Origin of the sequence: Neobacillus drentensis (assembly GCF_036962765.1) — a bacterium.
Lineage (GTDB): Bacteria > Bacillota > Bacilli > Bacillales > Cytobacillaceae > Neobacillus > Neobacillus drentensis_C.
Genome location: NZ_JBALOS010000384.1, coordinates 1 through 2637, shown reverse-complemented (window position 1 = coordinate 2637; position 2637 = coordinate 1). Strand labels below are relative to the sequence as shown.

Genomic DNA, 2637 nt, shown 5'->3' with positions numbered 1-2637 from the left:
TATTACTAGGTATGTCACTTAGGTCCATGTTTCAGTTTGGTCCAGTCGCATTCGCAGCTACAGATTTTACACACCTGGGATTTTCTCACGTGGTGGCAGAGCGGGAGATTGCAGCGGGGGAATCAGCGAAGATTAGTCACAGTGGAATTAAAATTCAAATCCCAGAAGGTGCTTTCAACAAAGACGTCACTTTTCAAGTCCTGGAAGGGGATAATAAAAAATTCCAAAAGGTGGCCCCAGCTGGAGAAACCGTGATCATGAATTTCGCGTTTAGAGTTATCGATCAAGAAACCGGTCAGCTTATTGAAAAATTTAATACACCACTAACATTTAGCTTCAAGGATAAGGCTGTAAACCAGGGTAGTATTTATTATAACTTTAAAGTGGATGGAACGATTGCAAATAATAATACACAATCTATGATCGACGGAAGAACGTTAACCCATCCGGTCGGAGCTGCCCCAGTCGGCTGGTTCATTACATCTCCTACCAATAGTATTAAAAAATAAGCAACAAGCAAATTATACTTAAGTAAAAAAGCCCATGAAATCTCAAGTCGAGAATCATGGGCTTCTTCATTTATGTTCCTAAAACCTTTTTACCTCGCGGCTGGGTTCCATTAGCATCAGGTTCGAGTGAGATTCCAATCGCATCAAAAGATATGTCTTCTTGTAACTGGTAGGTAAGGAATCCATTTCCCTGTTCATCGACATGGAAGGTCCCTGCACTTCTTCTGTTACCATCATCAATGAGCCATGCCTGATAGGCCTCTGAGCCCTTGGTATTCTTCAGCCCTTTAAGCTGGAAAACGAGTTGTTTTTTATCACCTTGCTTGTAGAGCATCGCCTGACCTTGGGCAGCATCTGTTGTTGGGTTTGCTGTTTTTAGCGCATAAACCTGAATGACTTCAGGTGGAATAGTAGCTTGTTCCCTTAATTCTGTTACTGTATTTCTGAGGTTAATATTATTCCAAATCACTCCACTAAAGCCAATAAGAAGAACAGCGGCTGCTAATCCATAAAGACGACGGACTAATTTTTGGGTCTTGTCCTTTCTTTTTAACATGGGCTGGGAATTTTCAGATGAGAAAATGGCATTCATTACTTCATCCTTTAAATCAACGGGTACCTCCACATCTTCAAATTCATAAGGGATCATGGTCCACGCCTCCTGCAGTTCTTGTATGTCTTTCGTGCAAGACGGACAATTTAAAAGGTGCCTTTCTATCTTCATCCTTTCAACTTCAGATGTTTCGCCAATCAAATAAGAGACTAATTCATTGGAAAATGAACAGCTGCTATTGATACTCATTTTTTCATTCCCCCATCTCCATGACAATGTGTTTCCGCAAGACTTTGAGTGTTTGATGCAACCGGCTTTTGATGGTGCCGATTGGTTCTTTTTTCATCTCTGCAATTTCACTGAGAGTATAGCCTTCCCAATATAACCATTGGATCAGTTCAATTTGGTTTTTTGATAGATATTGGTAGGCTTTCTGAATCTGTTCGCGCACGAGCTTTCGTGATAAAATCTCCGCCGGATTATTTGCTTGAGATCCTGGAATCTGCTCAAGTTGCTCCTGGTCGATTGAAACCAGTGGACTATCCTTTTTTTTCCTGCGATGATGGTCAATCGTGATATTACGAGTGATCGTTAGAAGCCAATTGACGAATAGTCCTTTTTCAGGATCATATCCGGTTTCTGACGTCCATACGCGGGTAAAGACAGCCTGGACAATCACTTTACTTTTGTCTTGATCCTTCGTCGATTTGATAACGAAGGAGTAGACCAGCTTAATATAGCGGTCATATAATTCTTCTAAAGCTGGTCGATGCTTCACTTTTATTAAAAGCATTAATTCGGCATCACTCAAATTTTGCATCAAAAAGGCAGACCTCCTAGTCGTTTGCTGACCCCTTTAAATAAATAAACGAATCTACAAGAAAATCGGTTTGTATCATTTTATAGTAATTATAGAAGATTATTAGTGTCAGGCACCATTTTTTTTAAAAAAATAGACCTCATACATCGAGGTCTAGTAATGTTTATTGGGAAATCGAATTCGATTGTGAGACTGTCGTCGATTCCGGTACGCGAAGGAGGATGATGCCTCCAATAATGAAGAGAAGGATTAGACTAAACACACCACTGTTGGTATTTCCGGTTATTTGTGCCGTGAATCCAACTAGAAATGGACCTAAAATCGCTGCAAATTTATAAAAAATACTATAAAAGCCGAAGAATTCATTAGCATTTTCCTTTGGAACGAGTTTGGCAAAGTAGGAGCGGCTTAGAGCTTGGATTCCACCTTGAGAGGATGCCACGAGCATGGCTAAGATCCAAAAATCTAGAGTTGTCTTTAAGAAATAGGCATACGTACAAATAACAATATAAACAAAGATTCCCACGAGCAGCATCGTTTTCCCTCTGAATTTATCAGCTAGTTTCCCATATAAAATGGCAAACGGTGCAGCAACTACTTGGGTTGCAAACAAAATAATCAGTAGGTTTGTTGATGTTATGCCCAGGTCAGAACCATAGGCTGTCGACATCGTAATAATCGTATTCACACCGTCAATGTAAAAGAAATAAGCAATTAAAAACAAAAACAGAGGACGATATAACTTAATTTTTTTA

General features: G+C 39.8%; 4 protein-coding genes. 1 reads left to right on the top strand and 3 read right to left on the bottom strand.

The window, feature by feature from the left end:
* On the top strand, positions 1-509 hold a 509-nt coding region (locus V7137_RS29835; protein ID WP_335701418.1), incomplete at its 5' end, for a hypothetical protein.
* 70 nt (positions 510-579) lie between these two features.
* On the opposite strand, the gene V7137_RS29830 is transcribed toward V7137_RS29835, so the two are convergent.
* The 3 genes from V7137_RS29830 to V7137_RS29820 form a co-directional block, all read right to left on the bottom strand.
* Positions 580-1311 (bottom strand): anti-sigma factor, encoded by a 732-nt coding sequence (locus tag V7137_RS29830; protein WP_335701417.1) that lies wholly within the window; start codon positions 1309-1311, stop codon positions 580-582.
* Positions 1312-1315: 4 nt separating this feature from the next.
* Positions 1316-1882 carry an RNA polymerase sigma factor gene (locus V7137_RS29825; protein ID WP_335701419.1) on the bottom strand — a complete coding sequence of 189 codons (567 nt, stop codon included), beginning with the start codon at positions 1880-1882 and terminating at the stop codon, positions 1316-1318.
* 163 nt (positions 1883-2045) lie between these two features.
* A partial coding sequence (locus V7137_RS29820; protein ID WP_335701416.1) for an MFS transporter occupies positions 2046-2637 on the bottom strand: 592 nt, incomplete at its 5' end.